This is a genomic window from Terriglobales bacterium (assembly GCA_035454605.1).
In the GTDB taxonomy this organism is placed as follows: domain Bacteria; phylum Acidobacteriota; class Terriglobia; order Terriglobales; family Acidobacteriaceae; genus DATMAB01.
Genome location: DATIGQ010000111.1, coordinates 1 through 6,836, shown reverse-complemented (window position 1 = coordinate 6,836; position 6,836 = coordinate 1). Strand labels below are relative to the sequence as shown.

Here is a 6,836-nt window from a genome sequence, read left to right as displayed (position 1 = left end):
CCCCTCTCCAGCAAAGTGACCTTCGCCCGTGACGCACGTCACATCCTTGGCGATGCGCGAACGTTGTAGAATCTTGCAGATGCACTGGCTGCGAAAACTCGCGGTTCTCGCGCTGGCGTTGAGTCTGGCGCCGGCCATGGTGGCCGCGTGCCTGTTCCCGCTGACGCAGCTGACCGCAGCCGAGCTTGAATGTTGCCGCATCATGCCTGCGGACTGCGGCCAGGATCGGATGCCGGAAGCGCACTCCTGCTGCAAGGCAACAGCGAAGACGAATACGGTGGTTTTCGCTGCGGTCAAGTCGTTCACTGTCGCTCCTCCCCTGGAGTCCGCTGGTCCTGCGGCTGTGCTTTCCGTCTCGCTACAGACAAGCCCTATTGCCGCGCACGACATCTTCTCTTCCATCCACTCCCCGCCCGAGTCGCCGCCCGGTTCTATCACTGTCCTGAGGATCTAGCCCGCTCTCGTTTTTCCCCGGAGACGCACACGTGTGTCTCCACGACCGTTCGTCTTGTCGGAGGGAGAAATGAAAGCGATTTGTACCCTGGCACTCTTGCTGGCGACCGCAGCGCTGTCCCGCGCCCAGGCAGATGACCCTTATGCCGCGGTGGTTGCGCTACTGCCACAACAGCACACCGAACATCAGCCCGCGGTCCGGCCCATGACCCTTGCGGAGATGGAAGCCATAGCGCTGGTTGCCAATCCGGAGGTCCGTGCCGCGGTACGGCGGGTGGCTGTGCTGGAAGCGCGTCAGCCCGCTGCCGGCGCGCTGGACGACCCCTGGATCATGTATCGCGGCTGGGGCGTCCCGCTGGAGCGCCCCTGGGATTTCAACCAGGGACAGAACATGTTCATGCTTGGACGCGCACTGCCCGGCCCCGGCAAGCGCAGCCTGCGCTCTGAGGTCGCTTCACGGGAGGTCGAAGTCGCCCGGGCGGAACTGGAAGCGGTCCGCCGCGAAGTTGCAGCCAACGTTCGCAAGGCCTTCTACGAACTCCTGCTGAATGCCGACCAGTTGCGTCTGCACGACGAGCAGGTGGCGCTGACGCGGCAAGGCATCGAGTCGGCGCGCATCAAGTACGTGGTCGGGCGCGTGCCTCAGCAGGATGTCCTCAAGGCGCAGATCGCCCTCACCCGCCTGGTGGACCATCTGGTGATGCTCGAGCAGGATGGCTCCCTTGCCCGTGTCCGGCTGAACGCGCTGCTCGGCCGCGACCCGGCGGCTCCACTCGAGATCGCCGGTTCCTACGCGCCGCTCGCTGAGCTTCCCTCGGTTGCCGAACTGCAGCGACTGGCCCTCGAGCACCGGCCCGAGCTGGTGGCCGCGCGCGCCGCGATTCAGCGTGGCGAAGCCGCGCGCAAGCTCGCCAACAGAGCCTATTCCCCGGACTACAACGTCTCGGTCGGATACATGCTGCAGCCCAGCGGCTCGGCGTCCCGCAACTCGTACATGGCGGAACTCTCCCTCAACCTGCCCTGGCTCAACCGCCGCAAGCATGACTCGGAGATTGCCACCGCTCAGGCTGAACTGAGCTTGCAGGAAATCGAGTACGAAAGCCGGCGGGTTGCCGTCTACCGCGAGATGCAGGAAGCCCTGGTGCGGGCGCGCTCCGCCGAGAAACTGGTGCGGCTCTATCGCGACACCCTGCGGCCGCAGGCGCGCGCCGTGCTCCAGGCCACGGCCGCCGCCTACGAAACTGACCGCACCGACTTCCTCAACCTGCTCGACGGGCAGAACACGGCCATCGATGTGGAAGTCTTTTACTTCCGCGCACTGGCCGAATTCGAGGCCCGTGTTACGGACCTGGAGCGCGCCGTCGGCGCGCCCTTGCCGCGTGGAGTAAGCGCCCGCGTGGCCGACTCCCAGCCGAAGGTGAACCCATGACTCCTCGCGAATCGAGATTTCTGATTGCAGGTCTGGCGCTCGGCGGCGTTCTGGCCGCCGCAGCCCTTATGGCCATTTGGCGGGTGGAGGCTCCGGCTTCAGCGGCTCAACCCGCTGCGTCGCACTCTTCATCGGCACCGGGTGAACATGCGGCCGAGCCGGTTTCCACGACGGAAGAGAAGAAACCGGCCCCCGGTCCGGTCGGCAGGGTTGAGTTGACACCGGAGGAGCTGGCCGCCATCGGAGTCGAGACAACGGAAGTACGTCGGCGCAATATCGAGCAGACGGTGACCGCCGTCGGGCGCATCGAAGAGGCCGAAACCCGGCTTGCCACCATCAGCGCGCGGGTCGGCGGCCGCATCGATAAGCTGCACCTCGATTTCACCGGGCAGAGCGTGCGCCGCGGCCAGCCCATCGCGGAGATTTACAGCCCCGAAGTCGTCTCCAGTGCAGAAGAGTACCGGCTCGCCATCGAGAACCTAGACCGCCTGAGTGCGGCCACCCCACAGGCCATCGAGCAGGCGCGCGAAGTGGTAGCCGCCAGCCGGCGCCGGCTCGAGCTCTGGGACCTCACCGCGGAACAGATCCGCGCCATCGAAAGATCCGAAAAGCCCGATATTCACATCACCCTCCATGCACCCGTAAGCGGCATCGTCACCGAGCGCAAGGTGACCGAAGGCCAGTACGTCCGCGAGGGCGACGTGCTGTACGCGCTCAGCGATCTGAGCACGGTGTGGGTCAAGGCCGACGTCTACGAGGCCGACATGCCTCGCGTGCGCATGCGACAGCTGGCGGAGATCACCTCCGAAGCTCTGCCCGGCGAAACGCTCAGCGGACGCGTCAGTTTCGTTGAGCCCATGGTGAATCCGCAGACGCGCACGGTGGCGGTTCGCATCGAGGTACGAAATCCGGCGCTGCGACTGCGTCCCGGCATGTACATCACGGCAATTTTGCGCGGCGCGGCAGCGCGTGGCGTGCTGGCCGTACCTCGCTCGGCGGTGCTCGATACCGGCATGCGGAAGGTCGCCTACGTCGCCCAGGGCGACGGCGTGTTCGAGGGCCGCCAGCTCGAACTCGGCCCTGCAGCCGGCGATTTCGTTCCCGTGCTCGCGGGCTTGAGCGAGGGCGAACGCGTGGTAACGCGCGGCGGCTTCCTCATCGACTCCCAAACGCGCATCACCGGCGGCCTGACGGGTGTGTTCGGCGGATCGAAGGAGTTCGAGCGCCCGGCCAATGGAGAGGCCAAAGCCTGGAAGATTACCTTTCAGGTGGATCCCTCTCCTCCGCGCGGCTCCCAAGAAAACATGGTTCGCGTGCAGGTGCTTGACGCCGCCGGTAAGGCCGCAACGGACGCAGCCGTTCACGTCGAGTTCTGGATGCCCGCCATGCCGGAGATGGGCATGGGCGAGATGCGCGCGTCAACCGACCTCAAGTGGGATGGCTCCGCCTACTCGGGCAGCATCCGCTTGCCGTCCACAGGCTCGTGGAACGTGAACGTCGAGGCCCGGCGCGGCGGTGAGCGCCTGGCCACCTATCGCACCAGCGTGAACGCGATCTAGGAGGCCGCGATGATCAACTGGATGATTGAAGCGTCCTTGCGCAACCGCCTGCTGGTGATCCTGGCGTACGCGGCACTGGCGGCCTGGGGCTACTGGGCGCTGCTGAAGACGCCCATCGACGCCATCCCGGACCTCAGTGAGAACCAGGTCATTGTCTTCACCGACTGGCCGGGCCGCAGCCCGCAGGAAGTCGAGGACCAGGTCACCTACCCGCTCACCGTCAACCTGCAGGGGCTGGCGGGCGTGCGTACCGTGCGCTCTTCCTCGGCGTTCGGCTTCTCCATGATCAACATCATCTTCCGCGACGACGTGGACGTGTACTTCGCGCGCACGCGCGTGCTCGAGCGCCTGAATCTCGCCGCCAGCTTCCTGCCCCAGGGTGTGGTGCCCACGCTAGGCCCGGACGCCACCGGCGTCGGCCAGGTGTTCTGGTACACGGTCGAAGGACCCTACGACCTCGGCACCCTCCGCTCCATCCAGGATTGGTTCGTCCGCTACCAGATCAACGCCGTCCCGGGAGTCGCAGAGGTGGCCAGCGTGGGCGGTTTCGTGCGCCAGTACCAGATCGACGTCGATCCCGTGCGCTTGCGCGCCTACAACGTCCCCATCCGCACGCTCTTCGAGGCCGTCCAGCGCAGCAACAACAACGTGGGCGCCAAAGTGGTCGAGTCGAATGACATGGAGCTGGTAGTGCGCGGCCTGGGCCTCATCCGCTCCACCGACGATATCGAGAACATCGTCGTGGCTTCAGCCAATGGCACTCCCGTGTATGTGCGCAACCTGGCTTCGGTCCAGATCGGACCAGATTTCCGCCGCGGTGTGCTCGACAAGGGTGGTCGCGAAGCCGTCGGGGGCGTGGTCGTCATCCGCTACGGCGCCAACGCCCAGGAGGCGATTGACGCCGTCAAGCAGAAGATTCGTGCCATCGAGCCCGGCCTCCCCGAAGGCGTGCGTATCGTGCCTTTCTACGATCGCAGCAGCCTCATCCAGCGCACCGTCGATACCCTGCGCTGGGCGCTCATCGAAGAGATCCTCCTGGTTACGCTTGCGCACGTCGTCTTTCTCTGGCACTTCCGCAGCATCCTTATCGTCACCTTGCCACTGCCGCTGGCGGTGCTCACTTCGTTTCTGCTGATGCACTACGCCGGAATCTCTTCGAACATCATGTCGCTCGGCGGGATTGCTATCGCCATCGGCGTGCTCGTCGACGCGGGCATTGTCATGACCGAGAACGTCATCCGCCACGCCCAGCGATTCTCCGAGGAACACGGCGACTACGTCCCGCACATCAGGGAGATCACGCTCAGCGCCGCCAGGCTCGTAGGACGGCCCATCTTCTTTTCCATGGCCATCATCATTCTGGCCTTCGTGCCCGTGTTCGCCCTCACCGGCATGGAGGGCAAGATGTTCCATCCCCTGGCCTTCACCAAGACGTTTGCCATGGTGGGCTCTACCCTGCTTGCCGTCACGCTGGTGCCGGTGCTGTGCACGCTGCTCATCCGTGGCCGCCTGCATCGCGAGGAGCAAAACCCGGTGATGCACGGACTCCAGGCGGTGTACCGTCCCGTGCTGCGCTGGGCACTGAAGCATCGCGCCGCCACCCTCGCCGTGGCCGCCGCCATCTTCGGTTGGGCGTTGCTGGCCACCACCACCATCGGTTCCGAGTTCATGCCGCCGCTGGATGAGGAGAGCGCCCTGTTCATGCCCATCGCCGATCCCGGCATCTCGCTCACCAAGGCCAGCGAGATCCTGCGTGAGCAGACGCGCATCATCGCGCAGGATCCGGCGGTCGAAAACGTGGTGGGCAAAATCGGGCGGGCAGAGACCTCCACCGATCCCGCCCCCATCAACATGACCGAAACGATCGTTACGCTCAAACCCAAGGAGGATTGGCCGGCGGGCACCACCAAAGACGACATACTCCGCCGCCTGGACGAAAAGACGCGCATGCCCGGCGTCACCAACATCTGGACCCAGCCCATCCGCAACCGCATCGACATGCTCTCCACCGGTATCCGCACCCAGGTGGGCGTCAAGGTATTCGGCACCGACCTGGAGACCATTGAGCGCACCTCGCAGGAGATCGAGGCCGCGCTGCGTGGGGTTCGCGGAGCCGTCGACCTCTACGCCGAGCGCATCACCGGCGCGCCCTACCTCGAGATCGAGATCGACCGCCAAGCGGCCGCTCGCTATGGCGTCAACGTGGGCGACGTACAGGACGTTATCGAAACCGCGATCGGAGGCAAGAACCTCACCGTCACGATCGAAGGCCGCCAGCGCTTCCCGGTGCGCGTGCGCTACGCCCGCGACTTCCGGGAGGACGTGGAGGAATTGCGCAACGTCCTGGTGTCCGGCCCCATGGGCACCCAGGTGCCGATCGGACAACTGGCGCGTATCCGCACCACGATGGGCCCTTCCATGATCTCCAGCGAGAACGGCCTGTTGCGCGGCTCCGTGCTGCTTAACGTCCGTGGTCGCGACGTGGGCAGCTTCGTCGAGGAAGCCCGCCGCGTCGTGGCCGAGAGGGTCAAGTTACCCGCCGGCTACTTTGTTGAGTGGAGCGGCCAGTATGAGAACCAGTTGCGCGCCCGCCGCCGCCTCCAACTCGTCATCCCCGGGGTGTTGCTGCTGATCTCGGTTCTGCTCTACATGATCTATCGTTCCTGGAAAGAAGCGCTGCACGTCATGCTGGCCGTGCCCTTCGCCCTGAGCGGCGGCGTCTTCCTGGTGAAACTGCTGGGTTACAACTTCTCTGTCGCCGTATGGGTGGGCTTCATCGCGCTGTTCGGAACGGCCGTGCAGACCGGCGTGGTCATGGTCATCTATCTGGAGGAGGCCGTGAAGCGTCGCATCGCCGCCCAGGGCACCTTGACTCGTGAGGCCTTGCACGAAAGCGTGATGGAAGGCGCCTTGCTACGGCTGCGTCCCAAAGTGATGACCGTGGCCACCGTCGTGGCCGGGCTGCTGCCCATTTTGTGGTCCACCCGTACCGGCGCCGAAGTCATGAAGCCGCTGGCCGCCCCCGTGCTCGGCGGTATGCTCAGCTCGCTGGTGCACGTGCTCGTCGTCACACCAGTCATTTTCACCTGGCTGCGCGAACGGGAAATCGCCGTGTCTTCCGAGCCGCCCGATGAACCAGAGAGCGACGGCCTTCCACCTACAGTGACGGGATAGCAAGCGAGTGATTTTCCGACCAACCTTGACCCGTTTTTCGGCGGTTGGCTAGAATCCGCGCCCGGGGTAAAATTGCAACAGCGAGCGGGAGTAACTCAGCGGTAGAGTGCGACCTTGCCAAGGTCGAAGTCGCGGGTTCAAATCCCGTCTCCCGCTCCAGATTTCACCGGTTCGGACGCGGTTCTGCGCGGCGAGTCCACGGTTCCCTGGGGGGCGAGCCT

4 protein-coding genes and 1 tRNA gene are annotated in these 6,836 nt (G+C 65.0%); 4 read left to right on the top strand and 1 reads right to left on the bottom strand.

Annotated features, from left to right (window positions below):
- A partial coding sequence (locus VLE48_07800; GenBank protein ID HSA92898.1) for a hypothetical protein occupies nucleotides 1–306 on the bottom strand: 306 nt, incomplete at its 3' end.
- Nucleotides 307–523: 217 nt separating this feature from the next.
- On the opposite strand from VLE48_07800, the gene VLE48_07795 reads away from it, so the two are divergent.
- The 4 genes from VLE48_07795 (at nucleotide 524) to VLE48_07780 (ending at nucleotide 6,774) form a co-directional block, all read left to right on the top strand.
- Nucleotides 524–1,882 (top strand): TolC family protein, encoded by a 1,359-nt coding sequence (locus tag VLE48_07795; GenBank protein ID HSA92897.1) that lies wholly within the window; start codon nucleotides 524–526, stop codon nucleotides 1,880–1,882.
- On the top strand, nucleotides 1,879–3,441 hold the full coding sequence (locus tag VLE48_07790; GenBank protein ID HSA92896.1) for an efflux RND transporter periplasmic adaptor subunit: 1,563 nt from the start codon (nucleotides 1,879–1,881) through the stop codon (nucleotides 3,439–3,441). The genes VLE48_07795 and VLE48_07790 overlap by 4 nt, the downstream gene beginning before the upstream one ends.
- A 9-nt stretch (nucleotides 3,442–3,450) precedes the next feature.
- On the top strand, nucleotides 3,451–6,615 hold the full coding sequence (locus VLE48_07785) for a CusA/CzcA family heavy metal efflux RND transporter (GenBank protein HSA92895.1): 3,165 nt from the start codon (nucleotides 3,451–3,453) through the stop codon (nucleotides 6,613–6,615).
- A gap of 84 nt (nucleotides 6,616–6,699) precedes the next feature.
- Nucleotides 6,700–6,774 (top strand) — tRNA-Gly (locus VLE48_07780).
- Nucleotides 6,775–6,836 lie beyond the last annotated feature (62 nt).

Excerpts from the sequence above, each read along its gene's own strand:
- VLE48_07795 (HSA92897.1), top strand. The coding sequence starts at position 524 with ATGAAAGCGATTTGTACCCTGGCACTCTTGCTGGCGACCGCAGCGCTG.
- VLE48_07785 (HSA92895.1), top strand. The coding sequence starts at position 3,451 with ATGATCAACTGGATGATTGAAGCGTCCTTGCGCAACCGCCTGCTGGTG.
- VLE48_07790 (HSA92896.1), top strand. The coding sequence starts at position 1,879 with ATGACTCCTCGCGAATCGAGATTTCTGATTGCAGGTCTGGCGCTCGGC.